General features: G+C 65.3%; 34 protein-coding genes, 1 tRNA gene and 1 pseudogene. 34 read left to right on the forward strand and 2 right to left on the reverse strand.

Annotated features, from left to right (window positions below; genetic code table 11):
• The first annotated feature begins 52 nt into the window (after nucleotides 1-52).
• Genes MUN33_RS10980 through MUN33_RS10995 form a run of 4 tightly spaced genes read left to right on the forward strand, consistent with a single transcriptional unit; the run spans nucleotide 53 to nucleotide 1,417 of the window.
• On the forward strand, nucleotides 53-253 hold the full coding sequence (locus MUN33_RS10980) for a hypothetical protein (protein WP_244804958.1): 201 nt from the start codon (nucleotides 53-55) through the stop codon (nucleotides 251-253).
• Entirely contained in the window at nucleotides 250-1,032 is a 783-nt protein-coding gene (locus tag MUN33_RS10985) for an antA/AntB antirepressor family protein (RefSeq protein WP_244804959.1), read from the forward strand. Before MUN33_RS10980 ends, MUN33_RS10985 begins: the two co-directional genes overlap by 4 nt.
• Complete coding sequence (locus tag MUN33_RS10990; protein WP_244804960.1) at nucleotides 1,029-1,265, forward strand: hypothetical protein; 237 nt, start codon at nucleotides 1,029-1,031, stop codon at nucleotides 1,263-1,265. Before MUN33_RS10985 ends, MUN33_RS10990 begins: the two co-directional genes overlap by 4 nt.
• On the forward strand, nucleotides 1,262-1,417 hold the full coding sequence (locus MUN33_RS10995; protein WP_244804961.1) for a hypothetical protein: 156 nt from the start codon (nucleotides 1,262-1,264) through the stop codon (nucleotides 1,415-1,417). The genes MUN33_RS10990 and MUN33_RS10995 overlap by 4 nt, the downstream gene beginning before the upstream one ends.
• A 571-nt stretch (nucleotides 1,418-1,988) precedes the next feature.
• On the opposite strand, the gene MUN33_RS11000 is transcribed toward MUN33_RS10995, so the two are convergent.
• Entirely contained in the window at nucleotides 1,989-2,756 is a 768-nt protein-coding gene (locus MUN33_RS11000; RefSeq protein ID WP_244804962.1) for a hypothetical protein, read from the reverse strand.
• Between the two features lie 263 nt (nucleotides 2,757-3,019).
• On the opposite strand from MUN33_RS11000, the gene MUN33_RS11005 reads away from it, so the two are divergent.
• The 19 genes from MUN33_RS11005 (at nucleotide 3,020) to MUN33_RS11095 (ending at nucleotide 11,659) form a co-directional block, all read left to right on the forward strand.
• The gene (locus tag MUN33_RS11005; protein ID WP_244804963.1) at nucleotides 3,020-3,232 is read left to right on the forward strand and encodes a helix-turn-helix domain-containing protein; all 213 of its coding nucleotides are present in this window, start codon (nucleotides 3,020-3,022) and stop codon (nucleotides 3,230-3,232) included.
• Nucleotides 3,229-3,471, forward strand: a complete 243-nt coding sequence (locus MUN33_RS11010) for a hypothetical protein (protein ID WP_244804964.1) — start codon at nucleotides 3,229-3,231, stop codon at nucleotides 3,469-3,471. Before MUN33_RS11005 ends, MUN33_RS11010 begins: the two co-directional genes overlap by 4 nt.
• A 2-nt stretch (nucleotides 3,472-3,473) precedes the next feature.
• Nucleotides 3,474-3,761, forward strand: a complete 288-nt coding sequence (locus MUN33_RS11015) for a hypothetical protein (RefSeq protein WP_244804965.1) — start codon at nucleotides 3,474-3,476, stop codon at nucleotides 3,759-3,761.
• Nucleotides 3,758-4,297 (forward strand): hypothetical protein, encoded by a 540-nt coding sequence (locus MUN33_RS11020; RefSeq protein WP_244804966.1) that lies wholly within the window; start codon nucleotides 3,758-3,760, stop codon nucleotides 4,295-4,297. The genes MUN33_RS11015 and MUN33_RS11020 overlap by 4 nt, the downstream gene beginning before the upstream one ends.
• The gene (locus tag MUN33_RS11025; RefSeq protein WP_244804967.1) at nucleotides 4,290-4,547 is read left to right on the forward strand and encodes a hypothetical protein; all 258 of its coding nucleotides are present in this window, start codon (nucleotides 4,290-4,292) and stop codon (nucleotides 4,545-4,547) included. The genes MUN33_RS11020 and MUN33_RS11025 overlap by 8 nt, the downstream gene beginning before the upstream one ends.
• Nucleotides 4,544-5,569, forward strand: a complete 1,026-nt coding sequence (locus MUN33_RS11030) for a DEAD/DEAH box helicase family protein (RefSeq protein ID WP_244804968.1) — start codon at nucleotides 4,544-4,546, stop codon at nucleotides 5,567-5,569. Before MUN33_RS11025 ends, MUN33_RS11030 begins: the two co-directional genes overlap by 4 nt.
• The gene (locus MUN33_RS11035; protein ID WP_244804969.1) at nucleotides 5,550-5,924 is read left to right on the forward strand and encodes a hypothetical protein; all 375 of its coding nucleotides are present in this window, start codon (nucleotides 5,550-5,552) and stop codon (nucleotides 5,922-5,924) included. The genes MUN33_RS11030 and MUN33_RS11035 overlap by 20 nt, the downstream gene beginning before the upstream one ends.
• Entirely contained in the window at nucleotides 5,924-6,235 is a 312-nt protein-coding gene (locus tag MUN33_RS11040) for an HNH endonuclease (protein ID WP_244804970.1), read from the forward strand. The genes MUN33_RS11035 and MUN33_RS11040 overlap by 1 nt, the downstream gene beginning before the upstream one ends.
• Before the next feature lie 23 nt (nucleotides 6,236-6,258).
• The gene (locus MUN33_RS14330) at nucleotides 6,259-7,077 is read left to right on the forward strand and encodes a helix-turn-helix domain-containing protein (protein ID WP_500790167.1); all 819 of its coding nucleotides are present in this window, start codon (nucleotides 6,259-6,261) and stop codon (nucleotides 7,075-7,077) included.
• Nucleotides 7,056-7,619 carry a hypothetical protein gene (locus tag MUN33_RS11050; RefSeq protein WP_244804972.1) on the forward strand — a complete coding sequence of 188 codons (564 nt, stop codon included), beginning with the start codon at nucleotides 7,056-7,058 and terminating at the stop codon, nucleotides 7,617-7,619. Before MUN33_RS14330 ends, MUN33_RS11050 begins: the two co-directional genes overlap by 22 nt.
• 2 nt (nucleotides 7,620-7,621) lie before the next feature.
• On the forward strand, nucleotides 7,622-8,092 hold the full coding sequence (locus MUN33_RS11055) for a single-stranded DNA-binding protein (protein ID WP_244804973.1): 471 nt from the start codon (nucleotides 7,622-7,624) through the stop codon (nucleotides 8,090-8,092).
• A gap of 106 nt (nucleotides 8,093-8,198) precedes the next feature.
• Nucleotides 8,199-9,002 carry a hypothetical protein gene (locus MUN33_RS11060; RefSeq protein ID WP_244804974.1) on the forward strand — a complete coding sequence of 268 codons (804 nt, stop codon included), beginning with the start codon at nucleotides 8,199-8,201 and terminating at the stop codon, nucleotides 9,000-9,002.
• Nucleotides 8,999-9,373 carry a WhiB family transcriptional regulator gene (locus tag MUN33_RS11065; protein ID WP_244804975.1) on the forward strand — a complete coding sequence of 125 codons (375 nt, stop codon included), beginning with the start codon at nucleotides 8,999-9,001 and terminating at the stop codon, nucleotides 9,371-9,373. The genes MUN33_RS11060 and MUN33_RS11065 overlap by 4 nt, the downstream gene beginning before the upstream one ends.
• Nucleotides 9,370-9,660 carry a hypothetical protein gene (locus MUN33_RS11070; protein WP_244804976.1) on the forward strand — a complete coding sequence of 97 codons (291 nt, stop codon included), beginning with the start codon at nucleotides 9,370-9,372 and terminating at the stop codon, nucleotides 9,658-9,660. The genes MUN33_RS11065 and MUN33_RS11070 overlap by 4 nt, the downstream gene beginning before the upstream one ends.
• A complete protein-coding gene (locus MUN33_RS11075) occupies nucleotides 9,657-10,031 on the forward strand; it encodes a RusA family crossover junction endodeoxyribonuclease (protein WP_244804977.1) in 375 nt (124 codons plus the stop codon). The genes MUN33_RS11070 and MUN33_RS11075 overlap by 4 nt, the downstream gene beginning before the upstream one ends.
• A complete protein-coding gene (locus tag MUN33_RS11080) occupies nucleotides 10,028-10,207 on the forward strand; it encodes a hypothetical protein (protein WP_244804978.1) in 180 nt (59 codons plus the stop codon). The genes MUN33_RS11075 and MUN33_RS11080 overlap by 4 nt, the downstream gene beginning before the upstream one ends.
• A complete protein-coding gene (locus tag MUN33_RS11085) occupies nucleotides 10,204-10,839 on the forward strand; it encodes an NUMOD4 motif-containing HNH endonuclease (protein WP_244804979.1) in 636 nt (211 codons plus the stop codon). The genes MUN33_RS11080 and MUN33_RS11085 overlap by 4 nt, the downstream gene beginning before the upstream one ends.
• Nucleotides 10,836-11,069, forward strand: coding sequence for a hypothetical protein (locus tag MUN33_RS11090; protein ID WP_244804980.1), 234 nt, complete (start codon nucleotides 10,836-10,838; stop codon nucleotides 11,067-11,069). The genes MUN33_RS11085 and MUN33_RS11090 overlap by 4 nt, the downstream gene beginning before the upstream one ends.
• A 419-nt stretch (nucleotides 11,070-11,488) precedes the next feature.
• Nucleotides 11,489-11,659, forward strand: a complete 171-nt coding sequence (locus tag MUN33_RS11095; protein WP_244804981.1) for a hypothetical protein — start codon at nucleotides 11,489-11,491, stop codon at nucleotides 11,657-11,659.
• Between the two features lie 16 nt (nucleotides 11,660-11,675).
• Here the strand turns inward: MUN33_RS11095 and tatA are convergent.
• Nucleotides 11,676-11,837 (reverse strand): annotated as a pseudogene (gene tatA, locus MUN33_RS11100) (Sec-independent protein translocase subunit TatA); the annotation flags it as partial.
• A 99-nt stretch (nucleotides 11,838-11,936) separates the two neighbouring features.
• Between tatA and MUN33_RS11105 the strand changes: the two are divergent.
• The 11 genes from MUN33_RS11105 to MUN33_RS11155 all read left to right on the forward strand — a co-directional run bounded on the left by MUN33_RS11105 (nucleotide 11,937) and on the right by MUN33_RS11155 (nucleotide 18,138).
• A complete protein-coding gene (locus MUN33_RS11105) occupies nucleotides 11,937-12,293 on the forward strand; it encodes a hypothetical protein (protein ID WP_244804982.1) in 357 nt (118 codons plus the stop codon).
• A 62-nt stretch (nucleotides 12,294-12,355) separates the two neighbouring features.
• Entirely contained in the window at nucleotides 12,356-12,580 is a 225-nt protein-coding gene (locus tag MUN33_RS11110) for a CsbD family protein (protein WP_439647856.1), read from the forward strand.
• A gap of 17 nt (nucleotides 12,581-12,597) precedes the next feature.
• Nucleotides 12,598-12,861 carry a lipopolysaccharide assembly protein LapA domain-containing protein gene (locus MUN33_RS11115; RefSeq protein WP_244804983.1) on the forward strand — a complete coding sequence of 88 codons (264 nt, stop codon included), beginning with the start codon at nucleotides 12,598-12,600 and terminating at the stop codon, nucleotides 12,859-12,861.
• A 37-nt stretch (nucleotides 12,862-12,898) separates the two neighbouring features.
• Nucleotides 12,899-13,198, forward strand: a complete 300-nt coding sequence (locus MUN33_RS11120; RefSeq protein ID WP_244804984.1) for a GlsB/YeaQ/YmgE family stress response membrane protein — start codon at nucleotides 12,899-12,901, stop codon at nucleotides 13,196-13,198.
• Between the two features lie 174 nt (nucleotides 13,199-13,372).
• Complete coding sequence (locus tag MUN33_RS11125; RefSeq protein WP_244804985.1) at nucleotides 13,373-13,948, forward strand: hypothetical protein; 576 nt, start codon at nucleotides 13,373-13,375, stop codon at nucleotides 13,946-13,948.
• A gap of 421 nt (nucleotides 13,949-14,369) precedes the next feature.
• Nucleotides 14,370-14,440, forward strand: a tRNA-Gln gene (locus tag MUN33_RS11130).
• A gap of 29 nt (nucleotides 14,441-14,469) precedes the next feature.
• Nucleotides 14,470-15,102, forward strand: coding sequence for an SOS response-associated peptidase family protein (locus MUN33_RS11135; RefSeq protein ID WP_244804986.1), 633 nt, complete (start codon nucleotides 14,470-14,472; stop codon nucleotides 15,100-15,102).
• A 73-nt stretch (nucleotides 15,103-15,175) separates the two neighbouring features.
• A complete protein-coding gene (locus MUN33_RS11140; RefSeq protein ID WP_244804987.1) occupies nucleotides 15,176-15,376 on the forward strand; it encodes a hypothetical protein in 201 nt (66 codons plus the stop codon).
• Between the two features lie 27 nt (nucleotides 15,377-15,403).
• Nucleotides 15,404-16,126 carry an AAA family ATPase gene (locus MUN33_RS11145; RefSeq protein ID WP_244804988.1) on the forward strand — a complete coding sequence of 241 codons (723 nt, stop codon included), beginning with the start codon at nucleotides 15,404-15,406 and terminating at the stop codon, nucleotides 16,124-16,126.
• 133 nt (nucleotides 16,127-16,259) lie between these two features.
• Nucleotides 16,260-16,595 carry a hypothetical protein gene (locus MUN33_RS11150; RefSeq protein ID WP_244804989.1) on the forward strand — a complete coding sequence of 112 codons (336 nt, stop codon included), beginning with the start codon at nucleotides 16,260-16,262 and terminating at the stop codon, nucleotides 16,593-16,595.
• Nucleotides 16,555-18,138 carry a terminase large subunit domain-containing protein gene (locus MUN33_RS11155; RefSeq protein WP_244804990.1) on the forward strand — a complete coding sequence of 528 codons (1,584 nt, stop codon included), beginning with the start codon at nucleotides 16,555-16,557 and terminating at the stop codon, nucleotides 18,136-18,138. Before MUN33_RS11150 ends, MUN33_RS11155 begins: the two co-directional genes overlap by 41 nt.
• Nucleotides 18,139-18,149 lie beyond the last annotated feature (11 nt).

An 18,149-nucleotide genomic window follows, 5' to 3' on the forward strand; every position in this document is an offset into this window, starting at 1 on the left:
TACGAAAAAGGCCCCGCCGAAGCGGGGACTCAACCACCAAGGAGTCTACACCATGAGCAACAACGACTACGACTACGGCCGGTCTTCCGGCCTGTACCGGGCCGCGAGCAAGGCCTACAAGCTCGCCGGGAACCTCAGCGACTTAGGCAGGACGGATGTAGCAGAGGACGTGCGCACGCTCGCCGCACTTCTCGTCACCGACGCAGAAGAGATCACCGCTGAGATCCGCGACCGCGAGGCGGTGACGGCATGAGCGACCTGATCCCGATCACCCAGACCGACGACGGTCGCCAGGCCGTCAGCGGCCGAGCCCTCCACCAATTCCTCGAAGTGGGGGCAGAGTACCGGCACTGGCTTCCCCGCATGGTCGCCTACGGCTTCACCGAAGGTCAGGACTACACGGTCATTTCTGACCGGGTTGCCCGCCAGGGCCGCGGCACCGTCGAGCGCCAGGACCACATCCTCACCCTGGACATGGCCAAAGAGGTCAGCATGATCCAGCGCAACGAGAAGGGCCGCCAGGCCCGGGCGTACTTCCTCGAGTGTGAGAAGCGGGCACAGAGCCCCGTCGCCGCCCTCCCGGACCGTCGAGCGTTGGCTCAGATGGTGATCGAGGCGGAGGACCGGGCCGACAAGGCCACCGCAGAACTCGCCGCGGCGGCACCGGCCATCGAGTACCACGATCGGTTCATTGCTGATGACCAGGACGTCATCACCGTCGAGGACTGGGGCCGGCAGTGGGGTTTGAGCCGCCCGCAGGCGTTCGACCTGCTGACTGGACGGAAGGTGATCTTCCGGAAGTCTGTCACCCGCGAGTTCTCCAACAAGGCCGGGGAGGTCGTGGACCGCAACGAGTACCGCCCGTACTCGGACTACCGGAACCTGTTCGACCTCCGCCCGCAGCACAACGCCCCGCGCTACCACAACGGGCAGGTCCGCCAGACCCTTTACGTCAAGGCGGCCGCGTCGTTCCTGCTGGCTAACGCCATGAAGCTCCCGGGAACGCCAGGCGGAGAGCAGGTGTCGGCATGATCACCGCACTCGCTGGATTCGCCGTCCTGTGTGTCGTCGGCGCAATCGCAGTATTGGCCTATTTCATTCGTGATTCGAGGCAGATAGCCGAACTTAATCGTCGGTCATGGGAATCCATCGAATCCGCAGAGGCTCTTAACCGCGACACGGAGAGGAACCTCGCAGAGGCAGCATCGAACCTTGCCGAGGCTCGGGACAACCTTGACCAGGCTGAACGGAGGTTGCCGTCATGAGCGTGGACCCGAAGATGTTCCATCGCCTCGTCGCATTCAACGAGTGCCTGGAAGTGCTAGTGAAGCGGGCGAAAGAGGCGGAGGCGGTTGGTGATAAGCAGCGCATGGATTTTATCCGTGACATCGCTTTCGATATCGCCCTACTGAGATAGCCCCCCTGGTCGCCTGTGGGGGAAGCACGGGCGACCCGCTCCACTGCCAGTCTGCTGGCCGTCCTCGTCGTGGGGGAGTGGGAGCACTAGACCCTTGTGGTCGTGAGTATTTGAAAACTGAACAGTGCATAGCGCCGGACAGATACCTGCCTGGACAGCCAAGAGCGAGCGTGTGAGGAATGGCGGACCATCGTATCCGCCGAGTAGATCGCGATGACCTTGTGACGCTGACAGGACGATGGAACCCCGGAGTGTGGCTTAGCGGCCCCACGGGAGGCAACGACCGGCGCGGATATAAATACCAGCCCTACTGATGATCAGTCATCCGCCGTCGTCGTGGACGGGGTAGGGCACGGGCGCCACACGGGTGCCGATTACTGACCATCGACTACAGGAGGTGCCGTATGGATGATCGACTCGTCCCTATGGAGATGACGTTGACGGAGTGCGCCGCGGTCAACTGGGTGCTGAGCAGGGTGAAGGACAAGACGCTGACCGGGGTCCCGTCAGGCGTCGTCATCGACCAGGCAATCAGCGAAGCACTGGAGTCCGCTATCAGCGCCCAGCCATCCTATGACGATCCGGCTGAGTCGTCAGCGCCTTCTGACAATTCTGATTGAGTGGATGAGGAGAGCTGATGCTGTACGTGCTCTTGCACAATCTCTGCCCCGGACTGGGCTCCGGACTGAAGCGCGACGATGGTTGCTCCAGTAATCGCCCCGAGCATGACGTCCTTTTTGAACCATGCCCACGTAGCATCCCGAGCTCTTCTCCAGAAGGGGTCCTGCGGTTCCTTCTTGGCGAGTTCGTCGAGGATCCTCTCGAGGTCCTTTACTGCATCGGTGATGCGGAATTCTCCGAGGGCTTGCCAGTCGACAAGTAGTTTCTTCAAGTGAGCGATGATTCGCCGGGCATGATCGGCTAAGTAGGTGGAGTCATCTTTGAGATGGGCGAGGATTGCATCGAGAAAGTTGTCCAGGTCGGAGGGGCCTGTTTTCTCGAATTTTGGAATGTAGATGCTGAAAGTTCCAGAGGCAGTCAGGAGAACATCCAAAGAATCTGCGTGAAGATTGTCCGCCCCATTTGTGGTCCAACCTTTCGGGTAGCCGAACACCATCTGGGTCCACCGGGACAAGTGTCTCTCGGCGGCCAGCATGGGGGAGCCATCGTCCCGGAGGCGATGTAGAAGCTCCTCTACGTCCAGCAGGCGCTGAGCTGCTAGTCGCTGCTGTTCCCACCCATTTTTTGTGTTGAGGGACCGAATAGTTGCGGTGGTCTCATTGTTCTTAACCTTCCAGCTATTGAGCTGGTCATAAAGGAGTTTTGCGGGGTCTGCCATACCCCCTATTCAACCATGGCGGTGTCGCCCTGCTGCCGGACGAGGTCCGGTACCGGCTCATGACCGGGGTGGGGCACGGGGGCGGGGTGTCACAGCGGGCGTGTTGCTCGCCCGTAAGCGGCGCCCATGACCGGCTTTCGCACCTTTCGCTGAGGAAGGCGTCAGCTGCACCCCGCCCTGTCCATTGAGAAATTGAGAAGCCGCCCCGCATGTCCTGGCAGACCTGCGCGGGGCGGCTCATGAGGAGACCGTAGGAGGTCACCATGACTACGAGGATACCGGTCGAGGACCGGGAGTACTACACCACCGAGGAGGTGGCGGAGCGGGTCGGGATCAGTCCGACGACGCTCCGGGAGGGAATCAAGGACCGTGACGACGCGGTGATGCTGCTGTGCCCGCTGAAGGTGCGCAGCACGATCACGTGGTCGAAAGCAGCCGTTGACCGGTGGGTCGCGGGGGAGAGGAGCATGGCATGAGACGAGAGCTGACGGACACGGAGCAGTTCCTGCAGAGCATGGTGGATCATCCGGTGGGCACGTCGTACATCGGCCGGCACTGGTCGGAACCGGAGCCCACGCCGTTGGAAATCGCGCAGGAGAGCAGGACATTCCGCGTCGTCGAGTACATCTTCGGCGCCCTGGCCGTGGCCGCGATGATGATCATCGTCTACATGGTCTTCCGGGCCCTGTTCCTGGTGGTGATGAGCCTGTGGTGAGCATGGACATTCCCGACGCGGTGATGGTCGGGCAGGCGTACAAGGCGGCCGCCCACTACCTCGAGATGTCGCGGATGTGTGGTCGTGACCGGGAGCGGCAGATCCGGTACGAGCGCGCCGCGAAGCGCTTCCTGGCCACGGCGAAGGAGACGGCACGGGACGCCGGCGCGCAGAAGGTCTGGTACCAGACCGACATGCACGCGGGCTTGGGGATGAAGCGGATGACGACGCTGCACGCGCAGGACGCGGTCGCGACGATCCGAGGCCACGTAGAGGAGATGGGGAAATGAGCACGATGAAGGAACTGCTGGCGCAGCGTAACGCACGAGCGCGCCGGGTGGTGCTGCAGTCCGCAGTACTGAAGGAACTCAAGGCCCGGCATGACGAGGACCGGGCCGAGCTGCAGGCCGACATGGAGCGCGGGGAGAAGATCACCGCCCGCACGGACGACCAGTCGCTCGGCACCGTGTCCTACTCCGATCCGAAGCCGAAAGCCAGGGTCACAGACCGGGCCGCGTTGCTCGGGCACGTCGCCGAGGACGCACCGGGGCGGATCGGGCTGCGGATCACGGACATGCCGCGGGCGCTGGCGCTGCTGGAGGCGGACTACCCGGAGCTCGTGGAGCCGGCCTTGTCGTCGCAGGATGAGGCGCACTACCTCCGGGCCGCGGAGAAGGGCGAGAGCATCCCTGGGGTGGAGGTCGCTACCGGGGCGCCGGTCATGTCGGTGCGTCCGTCGCAGGCGGGCAAGGATGCCGCTACTGAGCTGGTCGCCGGCAACCGTGCGCTGACGGCGCAGGCGGAATTGGAGGCCGGCGATGAGTGAGAACACCAGGCAGATGCGGCAGGTGCTGTGGTTCTTCAACCACAACCACGATTTGGCCGTCCCGTGTGGCGAGGACAGCTTCATCTACCGGTTGATCCGAGCTGCCTGCAAAGCCGACCAGACGAACAGGGGCCGCCTGTATTTCGGTTTCCCGGCGCTGGTGTGGGCGGTGGAGGTGATCCAGGGCGAGGACTACGGCTACGACAAGGTAGCCCGGGCGATCCGTGAAGAGGAAGGAGCACCGCTGTGAACCAGTTGCGGACGCGCCGGCCCACGGGTCAGGTGTCGTGGCCGATCATCATCCTCGCCGGCGTCGAGGGCGGCGGTAAGACGTGGTCCGCGGTCGAGGCCACCAGCATGGACCTCATCGACCGCAGTTTCTTCCTCGAGGTCGGGGAGCGCATGGGCGACGAGTACGCCGCGGTGCCGGGATCTGACTACGAGATCGTGGAGCATGACGGGACGTGGCGGCAGATCCTCGCATCGGTCCATGCCGCGGCCGCGGTTGCCCCGGCGGAGGGGAAGGCGAATCTGATGATCGTCGACTCCGTGACGGAGGTGTGGACGCTGCTGTCGGACATGGCGCAGCACCAGGCCAACATGCGGGCGCAGCAGAAGGGCCGCGGCGGTGGCGGTGACGCGCAGATCACGATGGACCTGTGGAATGCGGCGAAGGACGCCCTCGGTGACTTCCTCGGCGCGCTGCGCAGCTTCCCCGGCCCGGTGATCCTCACCGCCCGCCTGGACAACGTCAGTGTCGTCGAGGGCGGCAAGCCGACCGGCGACACCACGTGGAAGATCCGGGCGGAGAAGAACCTGCCGTACCAGGCGACGGTCATCATGCAGGCCCGGCAGCCCCGGGACTGGCTGATGACGAAGATCGCGTCCACGAAGCTGCAGCTGCCGCCGGGCGGGGAGAAGAAGATCGGACCGAGCTTCACCGTCGAGGCCCTGCTCGAGCAGATGGGCGTCACAGCGGCAACGTCGGCGTCGACGTATGTCCGGCCGTCGCCGGATGGCACGCCGCAGCAGTCGCAGGCGGCCGCGCAGGCCCGTGCCCGGGAGGCCCAGGAGTTCCTGGAGCGCTGCCGCACTCTCACCGACCGGGACGCGCTGCTGCAGGAGCAGGGCGAGGCCCGCCGACTGGGGGTCTATGACCAGTGGGTCGAGATCGGGAAGCGATTGTCCTCGGCCGCCCAGGCGGAACCCGCGGACGACGGTGTCGAGACCGTGACCCCGGAGGTGGTGACCGATGGAGACGCCACCGACTGAGCCGCTCAACCCGGTACAGGTCGAACAGCGGATCATGGAACTGTCCAAGATGATCGCCGCGGGCGTCCAGCAGGTCACGAACAAGCTCCGCGCCTACCGGCAGGCCGACGCGGCCTACGACAGGGCGAAAGCGCACGCGCAGCTCGCCGCAGAGGGTAAGACCGTCGCAGACCGGGAGGCCGAGGTCGAACTCGCCACGATCGACGAGCGGGACGCAAAGGACTTCGCCGAGGTGGAGTACTCGCACGTCAACCGTCGGGTGAAGGCCTTCGAGAAGGAGCTCGACGCGATCCGCAGCATCGGCGCGAACGTCCGCCAGATGTACTCCGTCGCGGGACGTGGGGAGGGGGCCTGATGGTGAAGCAGAGGATGCCCGCCGCGGTCGCCCGGGAGGTCCTGGAGCGAGCGGACGGCGCGTGCGAGGCGATGATCCGCGGCGTGTGCACCGGCGGGGCGCAGCACCTGCACCACCGGCTGATGCGCTCGCAGGGCGGCCCTCACACGGTCGCGAACCTCGCCGCCGTCTGCAGCACGTGCCACAGGTACGTGCATGACAACCCCAAGTTCGGCTACGAGTCCGGGCTGCTGATCCATCCGTGGCACCCGGTCACCTGGCCACCCGCGTACTACCGCGGCGTCTACACCTCCAGAGAGGAGGGCACGTGAGTATCAACGTCATCACGTGGGTCATGTCTCACGCTGATGTCCAGAACCACGGCGAGCTCGCGGTGCTGTATGCACTCGCAGAGCGCGCCCACGAGGACGGACGGTACGCCTGGCCATCCCAGTCCTGGATCGCCTACCGTGCCCGGTGCACGACGAGGACGGTCCGAAACCACCTGACGAACCTCGAGGGTCGGGGGATGATTCGCCGGGGCGACCAGAACGTCGTGAGCCACCTCGATCCGCGGTACCGGCCGATCGTGTGGGACATCGACATGACGAAGGTTCGGTCCGATTCGGAGCCTGCAAAACTTTCCGCCCTAGCGAAATCCAGGGCGGAAAGTTTTTCATCCAGACCGGAAAATCCTGACACTCAGGGCGGAAAATCTGAGCATCCAGACCGGAAACCCGTTTCCTACAAACCGTCCATAGAACCTTCCAGTGAACCGTCCGAGAACCTAACCCCCTCAAGTCCCCCTCCGGGGGACCGGTTCGAGGAGTTCTGGGGACTGGTGCCGCGGAAGGTCGGGATCGGGAAGGCGCGCACCGCGTACCGCAGTGCGGTGAAGCGCGCCGGCGACGAGCAGACCGTCATCGACGGTATGCGCCGATTCGCCGCGGACCCGAATCTGCCGGCTGAGAAGCAGTACATCCCGCACCCGACGACGTGGCTCAACCGAGATGGGTGGGAGGACGAGCCGTTGCCGCCCCGGCCGGGCGCGGTCCCGGCCGCGACCCATACCTTCGGCACCCGTCCGGAGGACTGGCTGCAGGGGCTGGCGGCCCCGGAGCCTGGCAACGTCGTCGAGGGGGAGGTGGTCTCATGGCCGGAGATCGAGCACTGACCGACCGCGAGGCGCTGGCCGCGGAGGTGCTGGCATTCGGGAAGTCCCTCGTCCCCGACCGTTTTCCCCGACCGACGCCGGAAGCGCTCATCGCCTGGGGCATGGTCCTCGGCGAGATGCGCGTCCCGGCGGAGGTGTGGCCGGAAGCGATCGCGTGGTGGTCGATGAACTCGGCGACGGACCGGATGGCGACGCCGCGGGAGCTGAAGGATGCAGCGCAGCACATCGTCCGGGACGTGTGGGAGACGAACCCGGAGAAGCGGCGGATCCTCGATGCGCATCGTGCAGCTCGTCTGAGAGCGCGGGAGGCGCGTGGGGAGTTGCCGCCGGGGACGGCGCCGGAGACCGCCGGCGATACCGGCATGGTCGCGATCGAGCCGCGGAGTGAGGACACCGCGGTCCGGTGGCGGGAGGTCCGTGCGGGTATCGCGCAGCGTGCGCGGGACCGTCGGATCGCAGAGCGGGAGGCCGCCGGTCGTGGCGAGCTTTTCGAGGACATGAACAACCAACCCGGGGAAGAGCCCCCGGAGAACGGAGCCTAGACATGGCACAGATCAGTATCACCGGAACCCTCGGCAAGGACCCGGAGGGCAAGACCAGCAACGCGGGGAAGCCCTTCGCCCGGTTCTCCCTGGCGTGGTCGGAGTCGAGCAAGGACCAGAACGGACAGTGGATGGACGGCCCCACGCAGTGGGTGCAGGTCACCTGCTTTGGCAGGGTGGCGCAGAACCTGGTGGCGTCGCTGCACAAGGGTGACCGGGTGAACGTGACCGGTCGGATCAAGCCGGAGTCGTGGTCGTCGCAGCAGGGTGAGCAGACGGTGCTGGCGCTGACCGCGGATACGGTGTCGCCGGATCTCACGTTCGCGTCGGTGCAGGTGCAGAAGAACCCGAAGGGGCAGCAGGGCGGCGGGCAGCAGCAGGGTGGTTTCGGCGGTCAGCAGGGCGGGGGAGACCCGTGGAACAGCGGTCCGAATCCGAACGCGTTCGATGACGGCTCCACTCCGCCTTTCTAGCCGTCGAATACCCCGAACCCCTACAAGTACCCACCAAACCCCGTTCAGTCGCTCCACAGGGCTCCTGGGCGGGGTTTCGCCTACCTACAGCAAGGAGGACACCACCATGACCACCTGCACAAGACCCCGGTGCGACCGAAAGGTCAAGTCCGGCCACGCCTACTGCCACCGACACCTCTACAGCGAGGGGATCTTCAAGCCCCGCGTACCCGTCGGCCCCATCCGAGACCACCTGCAGCGATGCGTCGAGCAGGGCGCGACCCTCAACACGATCGCCCGAGCCGTCGGCGTGCCACCAGTGACCGTCTACCAGGCCGCCGGCAGCTACACCGACTACCGCGACCAGGTCGGCATCGCCCACGACGTCGCAGTGAAACTCATGCGCGCCACCCCCGACATGGCCGGCCACGTGCCCGCCTGGCCCTACGTCCGCCGCGTCCGTGCCCTGCGTGCCGCCGGGCATGACCTCGCCACCATCGCAGACGGACTGGGCATCAGCCTCTGCGCCGTCAGCCACATGTCCGCCGCGAAATACCAGCAGGTCACCATCGCCACCGCAGAGAAGATCCGGGCCGGCTACGAGACCATGAGCGCGTGGCCTGCCGGTAGTATCACGACCCGCATCCTCGCCTATGGGTGGGCCCCGCCGATGCTGTGGGACGACATCGACGACCCGGACGAGGACCACGAGGTGCCGGCAGGCAGCGTGCACGTCTCCGGTCCGGTCCTCGCCGCCGTCGGCGTGCTGGACACCGCCTACGGTCGCCCGGGCACGGCGCAAGCCACCGGCGTGTCGCAGGCACTGCTGAGACACTTCGTCGCCGGCAGTCGTCCCCACACCAGCCTCGACACGGCCCGGTCGATCCTGCGGGCCGCGGCCCGGGTGCAGCGGCAGGCGGTGGCGGCATGACCGACCGCACCCGATGGCTGCCACGGGCCGCATGCCTCGGCTCCGACCCGGGCGATTTCGACATCATCACGAACGTCACCGCCACCGTGCCCACACCGACGCGCATGGACCGGATGTGGGACCAGGGCACGATCTGTGAATCCTGCCCCGTCGTCCGCGAGTGCGCGGCGGATGCTCTCGACCAGCGGGACATCGGCATCGTCCGCGGCGGGGTGCCGGTCGTAGCGAACGGGAGCATGGCGTGGAGGCAGATGGAGCGGGCGGCGCTGACGGCCATGTCAGTGACCGACTCCCCGGCGGAGACGCGCAGGGTGTGGCGGGCCGCGGCACAGCGCGCCGCGGCGAAGATCCGGGCGGAGCGCGCCGCATGACGACCATGTTCCGCTCCCAACGCCGCGCCCTGCTCGCCCTCGCCGACACCGGCGTCTGCGAGGTGTGGCATGCCCGGGACTTCATCGACGACGGCTACGCCCTCCCCGCTTGCCACGACCGCGGCGGCCACTCGTGTATGCGCGACACGTGCGACGGGTGGTGGCGGTGGGTGCTCACCGACCACGGCCGGCACGTGGTGTGGCTCCTGCGTGCCATCAGCGACGAGCTGGCGCAGGACACGGCGCCTCCCCTGACCCAGCTCACGATCCCGGGGGTAGCCGCATGACGACGTGGACGATGCCCCTGGCCTATGAAAAGCCCCCGCTGAGCCTGAATCAGCGCGGCCATTGGGCGAAGACCGACCCGCACCGCAAAGCCCTGCGAGCCTGGTCCGCCGCCGCAGCCCGGAAGCTCGGCATCCCCACCGGCCTCGACCACATCACCACCCGCCTGCACTACCGCGCACCGGACCGCCGGCGCCGCGACGAGGACAACCTGATCCTCACCGCGAAGCCCCTGTGGGACGGGCTGGTCGACGCCGGGATCGTCCCGGACGACACCAGCGACTACATGACCAAACTCATGCCAAAGATCCACCCACCAACCCCGGAGGGCCCGGCCCTCTGGCTGACCATCACAGAAGGAGACCCACCATGACCCGACGGCGTACCCACTGCCCTGAGTGTGGTCGCTCCCACCGCACCCGCCACCCGGACGACGACCGGTGCCTCCCACACCGCGCACAGGGCCACATGCCCGTCGGTGACATGTCCAAGGCGGACCTGGACGAGATCCTGCGTGACCAGGTGTGCCCGGGAGGTGAACCCCGATGAGCCGCCACACTGTGTGCGATGTCGTCCCGTCCGGCCGCCCGGATCCCCGCGACCCGTGGTCGGAGGGGGAGATCTGGAAGCCCATACCGGGGTACGAAGGCTACTACGAAGTGTCCGATCAGGGGAGAGTTAAGAGGGTAGCCAGAATGGCAACCGACAAAAGTGGAAGGAGGAAGTTCTACCCGGAGAGAATCAAATCTCCTCGCACCGAAAAGAGATTTGGGTACAAGCTGGCGGGATTGTCAGTCGGGGGGAGAGGTAAGAGTATTCGCGTCCACCGTCTGGTCATGGCTGCCTTCGTCGGCCCGTGCCCTGAAGGCATGGAAGTGTGCCACAACAACGGAGACCCGGCAGACAACCGGCTGGTGAACCTCCGGTACGACACGAGGGTCGGGAACCGGCGCGACCAACAGCGGCACGGAACTGACCACGAGGTCAACAAGACCCACTGCCCGTTTGGACACGACCTCGTCACCCCGAACCTCCGTCCCTGGATCCTCCAGCAGGGCCGCCGAGGGTGCCTTGCCTGCGAGCGTGCACGGTCCTACGTCAAGTACCACACGGAACTTCGCGACGACTTCGAAGAGATCTCCGACCGCTACTACGGAGCGATCATGGGAGGTGCCGCATGAGGTTCTGCGAGTGCGTGGAGGTCCCCACTGGCCGCCCGGACCCACGCTCCCCATACGACGAGGGGTGGCAGCTGATCTGGAACCCCCTATGCCCCCGACATGGCGCCGACGACGTCGACCCTGACCATGACCTCATCGACCAGGAGTACGGCCTCGTCCAGACCGGGGCGGGGGAGTGGGTCGACCGCGAGGACTTCGACGACGACACCGGCGAGAGGCGAAGCGCATGACCCGGTTCAGACCCCACCCCATACGCCGACCACGCACGTGGATCTGGCGCCTACTCCGAAGGAGAACCCGATGACCACCCTCGAAACCGCGTTCGCGCTGGCCTTGTTCTTCCTGGTGCCTGCTGTCGTCTGGCTCGCCGTCGACACCTGGGCGCTCCGCCGGATACGAGCAGCGCGTGATCTGCACCGACGAGACCGGCCCGTGGGAAGCCACCGCACAGGATGCCCGGGAGTTCGCCTACGCCCTCCTCGCCGCAGCTGACTACGCAGAAAGTACCAAGGGATGAGCCTCGGAAACCAAGATAAAGCCCTGGGGGCACTCGCCTACGGGCGGATAAGAGGTCTGACAGAGATCCAGGTAGTCCACCTCCTCGAACAAGGACAACCTACTCGTCCCGGACCCGAAGACCATCCGCACCATGGAGGAGCTAGAAGCCCTCGACCCGGATGCGCTGCTACTGCGCGCAGACGGCAACGTCTTCTATGCAGGTGGACGCATCATCGACGACCTCCCCGCCGTGGTGGTCGCTACCGGCGAGCACGTCCGCGCCTGCCGGGAAGCACTCGGAGTGGAGACCGGGGCCGAATGAGCAATCAGACGTTGCGCTTCGACTCCTCCGAATCGTCCTTCATCGCGCCCAGCTCAGCCTTGAAAATCCGCAATGACTGGCCCAGCGACCTCGCCGCATCAGGCAACCTCGCCGACCCGAACAGCAACACGATCACAAGCACCACAATCAGCCAGTGGGAAGGGGCCAACGCACCCATATCAACCTCGATTCAGAGACAACCAACCGATCACACGCTACGCCCCACAATGCCCACTGCGACAGCACGACCCCTCGATTCGCTCAGATAGGAGACCGCATGACCCCCGAAGAAGCACGAGTAGTACAGGACGCACGGCTTTCCGCCGGGTGGGACTGGTGCCCCGACGACATGCACGACTCCCTCGAAGAGGACATGAGCGCCACCATCGCCGCGCTCCAGTGGGAGTACGGGGTGGAGCAGGACAATGTCCACTGCGCCCACTTCGAGCACGGCGCGGACCCCACCCGCTGCCGGTACACCACGTGGCTCTCCGATGAGGACACCGCCCGCCTCGCCGCCGACATGCCTTTCCGCACCGACCGACACCCTCGCCTCGTCCGCCGACCCGTCGGACCCGTGGAGGTGGTGGAGGTGGTGGAGGCTTCAGTCAGAACAGTGGAAGGTCACAATTAGGTCACAAAGAGCGGGCACGCGAGCGAGAAGACAGGGCAATCCTTATACTCAGTTAGGTATCCATGCTTCCAACACGAAAGGTCAACACCATGGGTCTCGACGACAAGATCAAGAACGCCGCAGAAGACGCCACCGGAAAGGCCAAGGAGGCCGCCGGCGACGCCACCAACAACGACAAGCTCAAGGGCGAAGGCAAGACCGACCAGGCCAAGGCCAGCGTCAAGGACGCCGCCGAGAACGCCAAGGACAAGATCTCCGAAGGCATCAACAAGATCACCGGAAACTAACCGACACTGGGGCTACGATGGCGAAAACAGACAGCACCACCTCGGCCACGACACGGCAGCGCTCGTCCGTCGGACTGGTTGCCACTACCGCAATCGTCGTTATCGTGGCCATCGCCCTGATCATCCTCATCGGGCAAAATACGGACCAGGTCGACATCGGTTTCCTCGCATGGGAGTTCGCATTCCCGCTCTCCATCGGACTCGTTGTCGCCGCGGTCGGCGGAGCAGTATTCGCCTTCGCACTGTCTGGCCTCATCGCCCTACGACGCAGGAAGCGCTAACCCTGTCCATCCTCACCTCCCCAAGAAAGGGAATATCGTGGATTCGAACACCGTAATCCTCGCCGCCGAGTCGGCCCCGCCACTTGGCTTCATCGGTTGGATCATCGTCGGCGGTCTCGCCGGCTGGATCGGCTCGAAGATCATGGGCACCGACGCGTCGATGGGGATCATCCTCAACATCGTCGTCGGTGTGGTCGGCGGCTTCCTCGGCGGCTGGCTGCTGACCCTGTTCGGCGTCGACGTTGCCGGAGGCGGCATCATCTTCAGCTTCATCACCTGCCTCATCGGTGCGGTGATCCTGCTGTGGATCGTCGGGCTCGTAACCAGACGAAAGTAGCTAGACAGGGGGTGTCTCTTGCCCCCAATCAAAACCCCCGCTCCAGGTACGTAGATACCGCCTGGGACGGGGGTTCTTGCATGAAATCACACATCCTCGCACACCGCGACAGACAACAACCTCATTACCCCGAACCCCGCCATCGAGCGGGGTTCATCCAGTTAGGAGCCGCGAATGACCACGCCGGACGAATTCCGGACCACCCTGCAGCACCTCGCCGAGTACTGCGCTCTCATCGAGCAGGACCTCCAGGACTCCGCATACCCCGCCGCAGCATCATCCAACGCCGGCGCCCGCCCCATCGGCCCCAAGGGCAAACCTCCGTGTTCGATCGTCGACCTGGACTACATCATCGAGGACGTCGCGCCCCGCATCAAGGGATGGTGCTTCAACCTCCAGGAGTCCGCCCACGTCACCGGCCTGCCCGTGAACCGGCCGCTGAACGTGTGGGTTGCCTGGCTCTCGCGCCATCGGGTGACGCTCCTCGACCAGGACTGGGGAGAGGACGCCGCCGACGAACTCCGCACACTGACGCGAGAGCTCCACGATCGCCTGCACCCGAAGCCGGACACGAAGCGCCCGGACGTCGGCGAGTTCGCCACCGCCGAGGAGATCGCCCACGCCACCGGACGCAGCGTCGCCAGCGTGCGGAAGTGGTGCCAACGCCACGATGTTGAGCACTGGGACATCGGCGGCGTACGGCAGTACCGCACCAGCCAGGTGAGGTACACATACGCCTCTGACCAGTAGCTGAAGGCAAATGTCCACTAGTCGTGCTATGATCGTTCTAGCGCTACGTGGCCCCGACGACCGGTCCCTTTCGAGGACTGGTCGCCGGGGCTTCGTCATGCGCTCGGCAGGTGGGTCCTGTCGCGGGATGTGGTGTCCCAGTGGTCGTGCCGGGCAGGGCGTCGAGCCGTCATCTCCGCCCGCCCGGCACAGTGGACCCCCTCCGGTCGGTGTCGTATAGGGACACCCGCAGCACACACGGGGCGTCCTCGTCACGCGTCCCGCTGCGGCAGCCGTCTGCAACCGACGGACCGATCACAAGCCCATCCTCCGGCGTGGTCATGCCGGGGGAGGGGCAAGGAAGAAGCACACTCCCCGGTGATGGCTCCCTTGTGGAGGGACGCTGACCTCACGGATGGTCCGTCAAGCCATCCGCACGCATTGCTCCGTCGTCTAGCGGCAAGACACCCGGCTCTGGACCGGACGACCGAGGTTCGAATCCTTGCGGAGCAGCGCAGGCCAATCCGGCCTATCCTGGGCTCATGTGTGCGACGTATGGTCTGCAGCCCTTCTTCGATCTCCCACCGATGGATGAGCGGGAGAACCGCCGGCTGCTCGAGCAGTGGATGGATGAGCGTGGCGGCACCGCGAAGATCACCGGGGCGAAGGCGAGGAACCTCAACCCGTTGATCACCGCCGACGAGGACGGCCACCGGGAGCTCGACCTCGCCTGGTGGTGGATCCACGTCGGTGGAGCCCCGGCGAAGTTCTCCGCGTTCAACGCGAGGGACGACAAGTTGCTCAGTTCCCGCGTGTGGAAGGGGCCGTTCAAGCAGCACCGCGCCCTCGCCGCAGCATCGTGGTACATCGAGAAGGGGAAGCGCTTCGCCCTCCCCGACGGGGAGACCTTCGGCATCGCGTCGATCACCACCACCGCGCAGACTGATGCCGGCGACATGCTGACCTACGCGCTTGTCACCCGCGACGCGGTGGAGCAGGCGGCGACTGTGCACCCACGCATGCCGCTCATCCTGCCTCGCGACCTGCACGACGACTGGCTGGACCCCACCATCCCCGGTGATGGGGAGCTACTAGCCGAGGCACTGTCTGCGTCCGAGGAACTCAGCCGCAGCGTTCGCATCGTGCATCCAGACTCATCCGACGCCCTGTTCTAACCACAGACCACACGAGCCCCTCCGCCCACCACGGGTGTGAGGGGCTTACTCATGCCCACACCAGGAGGAAACCATGGCCACACCGCCCAACCACATCCGCATCTACCGTGACCGGACCGGTAAGCATGTCACCCTCGACGGCCACGAGCTCCTCCTCGACAATGACAACGGCATCTTCATCGACGGCGCCGACAACCCCGACGAAGTCACCAAGGTGTACCTCACCCTCACCTGCCCCAAGGTCACCGTCGAGTCAGACCTGGTCGACATGTAGGAGGTGGGGCAGCCGATGCTGCGAGTAGTGATCGGCCCACCAGCCGCCGGCAAGTCCACCTACATCCGGGAGCACATGACCGACGGCGACATCGTCATCGACTACGACATCCTCGCCAACGCACTGTCCGGACGAGACCTCGCCAACCACCAGCACACCCGGGCGGTGAAGCAGGTAACCAAGGCAGCACGCGACGCCGCCATCACCACCGCACGCACACACGCCGACACCATCGACGTGTGGATCATCCACTCAACACCGGCCCAATCCACCATCGACCAATACCAGGACGACGGAGCCGAGGTGATCGTCATCGACCCAGGCAAGGACACCGTGATGCACAGGGTGAAGCACCAACGACCCGCACACCTCCTCCCCGTCGCAGCGAAATGGTACGACCAACAGGCAGCATCGAAGCGCCCACGGTCAACGACCGAACGCGGATACGGCCACCGGCACCAGACCATCCGCCGACGACTTCTCCACAACCACACCGACGGCACACCCTGCGACTGGTGCGGACAACCCATGTACCGCGACGCGAAACGCAACTTCGACCACGCACCCCTCGAAGCCGACCACACCAACGACCTCAAACACCACGGCCACGGAGACGCAGACAGGCTCCTGCACCGTCGATGCAACCGGCAACGCAAGGACGGCCAGGAACACCGCCGGCCCGGGGCGCCATCAACCCCCACGCCCCGCGTGGACGGACCGCCGGCAGTCACCCCATTCGAGTGGGGTTAGGCAACCCTGACTACTGAAGAATGGGTGAATAATCTTAGAGGGGTTCCCGGCTGACTCACCCCGGCACCCCACTCAGTCAGGATTTTCTTCAGGATCACGAATTTTATGCATCCAGCGCGGAGGTGATCGGCCCTTGAACTGGGAAGACGGCGATGAATACGGCCCCGGCGGTCGGGCACTGTACCAGGATCTGCATCGGGACTCGGATGACGTGGCGACGACGGACCTGATTGTCGAGGCATGCAGGGCGAAGGATCGCCTGGATCGGCTTCACAAGGTCGTGAGTGGGGACGTGGACTCGTGGACTCGCATCTTCAACGAGGACGGCGGGGAGTACGTCCTGAAGTTGGACACGGCCGTGTCCGAGGTTCGACAGCTCGCGACGACGTTCCGGCATTTGCTGACGGAGATCCAGAGGAGGCAGGGCGATGTCTCAGGTGGCGGAGAGGACGGTTTCGCCGGCCTCTGACGATGAGGCGTTCCGGGAGATCATCGAGCGTGAGTTCCCGACGCTGGAGGGCAGGCAGTTCCCGGAGGTGATGTTCTCCTCGGGTCCGGGTGACCGTACGCATGGGGACAAGGCGATTGAGCTGGCTCGCCGGTTCGGGCTGAAGCTGATGCCGTGGCAGCAGGAGCAGGTCCACCTGGCGCTGGCGACGGATGAGGATGGTCGGTGGCTGCATCAGGATGTGGTGCTGATCTGCCCGCGGCAGAACGGCAAGAGCCTGATCCTCGAGGTGATCATCCTGTATCGGTTCTTCATCCTGAACAACAAGATCATCTTCACGGCCCACCAGTGGAAGACGGCGAAGTCGATTCGGAACCGGCTGTGGAAGCGGATCAAGAACCGGACGTGGGCGGCGCGGAAGCTGGAGGCGAAGAACGGCGGCCGGAATACCGCTTCTGCCGGCGAGGCCGAAATGGAGGAGTCTGGTGGCGGGAAGATCCAGTTCACGACCCGCTCGGCGGATGCCGGTCGTGGCTTCGACGAGATCGACCTTCTGCTGCTGGACGAGGCGTACAACCTCGAGGCCGGAGAGCTCGATGCGATCACGCCGATTCAGTTGGCGGCGCAGGATCCGCAGACGTACTACACCTCCTCGGCGGTGAACGCGGAGAAGCAGGTGAAGGGCGTGGAGTTGTCGAGGGTGCGGAAGCGCGCTCTGGATGGCGAGACGGACGGGATGCTGTATTCGGAGTTCCGTGCCCCGGACGGGATGGACCCGGACGACCCGGAGACGTGGAAGCTGGGGAACCCGTCGTACGGGGTGGTTGCGACGGAAAAGAAGATCCGGTCGCTGAAGGCGAAGCTCACCCCGAAGGGATTCCATGTCGAGGTACTGGGGTGGGGTGACTGGTTCTCCATCGGTGACAGCGCAGCGGAGACGATCATCGACCTGGACGTGTGGGAGTCTCTGGCTGATGCGGCGCCGTCTCTAGCGGGGGACTCGTGCTTGGCCGCGGATGTCACCCCGGATGGGAAGCGGGTCGGCGTGGTCGCCGCCCTGGCCCGTGCGGATGGCGGGGTGCACCTGTCCCTGAATCCAGCACGGGACTTCGACCGGGTGGACGTGGTCTCCTCGGTCGTGAGGACGGTGGAGATGAACGACCCGCTGGCGGTCGTGCTGGACCCGAAGGGACCGGCATCGACGTTGATCGACCCGCTGACGAAGCTGGGTGTGGAGCCGGAGGAGCTGTCGTGGCCGCAGGTGTCTGCTGCCACGGAGTTGTTCATGCGCCTGGTTCAGGAGAAGAAGATCTCGCACGACGGTGCGCCGCGGTGGGTGGAGGCCTTGGAGGTCGCTGCGTTCCGTGGTGGCGGTGAGGGTGGTCGGGCGCTGACCCGGAAGGGCGGGGTGGTGTGCGAGCTGGTCGCGGCAACGTTCGCTGTGTGGGGGCTGGTGGAGTACGCAATCCCGGAGAAGCCGGCGGACGTGAAGCGGAAGACGAAGTTCGTGGGCCGTCCGGAGATCGTCCCGGCGGTGCCGGCAATGGCGACGATGGCTTTCTAGAGGAGGTGGTC

Origin of the sequence: Corynebacterium kalidii (assembly GCF_022869005.1) — a bacterium.
In the GTDB taxonomy this organism is placed as follows: Bacteria; Actinomycetota; Actinomycetes; order Mycobacteriales; family Mycobacteriaceae; genus Corynebacterium; species Corynebacterium kalidii.